At 48.8% G+C, this 744-nt stretch carries 1 tRNA gene and 2 rRNA genes; all 3 read right to left on the bottom strand.

Annotated features, from left to right (window positions below):
* A 23S ribosomal RNA gene (locus WFK85_RS23380) occupies positions 1-282 on the bottom strand; the annotation flags it as partial.
* Positions 283-503: 221 nt separating this feature from the next.
* A tRNA-Glu gene (locus WFK85_RS23385) sits at positions 504-579 on the bottom strand.
* Between the two features lie 85 nt (positions 580-664).
* Positions 665-744 (bottom strand): 16S ribosomal RNA (locus tag WFK85_RS23390); the annotation flags it as partial.

The raw sequence follows: 744 nt of genomic DNA on the forward strand, positions 1-744 counted from the left end.
TGATTCAGGTTCTGGGCTGCTCCCCGTTCGCTCGCCGCTACTGGGGGAATCTCGGTTGATTTCTTTTCCTCGGGGTACTTAGATGTTTCAGTTCCCCCGGTTCGCTTCATTACGCTATGTATTCACGCAATGATAGTGTGACGAATCACACTGGGTTTCCCCATTCGGAAATCGCCGGCTATAACGGTTCATATCACCTTACCGACGCTTATCGCAGATTAGCACGTCCTTCATCGCCTCTGACTGCCAGGGCATCCACCGTGTACGCTTAGTCGCTTAACCTCACAACCCGAAGGTGTCTCGTAAGACACAATCGCTGTTGTGAAAATTTGAGAGACTCGAACATGTCTTAACCTCATTCTTTATTACGGAAGAATGAGACGACATGTCGTTTCAATTTTCAGCTTGTTCCGGATTGTTAAAGAGCAAATATCTCAAACATGACTCTTTCAAGTCAGCTTTGAGATAGTTCGGCACGCAACTTTCACTTACATACCAGCAAGTGGCGTCCCCTAGGGGATTCGAACCCCTGTTACCGCCGTGAAAGGGCGGTGTCCTGGGCCTCTAGACGAAGGGGACACTGAAGTCTCAATCGCAAGACGCCTTGCTTCTCTACATCTATCAGACAATCTGTGTGAGCACTACGCGGGTTGTATCTTTTAGGTAAGGAGGTGATCCAACCGCAGGTTCCCCTACGGTTACCTTGTTACGACTTCACCCCAGTCATGAATCACAAAGTGGTAA

This window comes from Cedecea sp. VD22 (assembly GCF_037150195.1).
Lineage (GTDB): Bacteria > Pseudomonadota > Gammaproteobacteria > Enterobacterales > Enterobacteriaceae > Cedecea.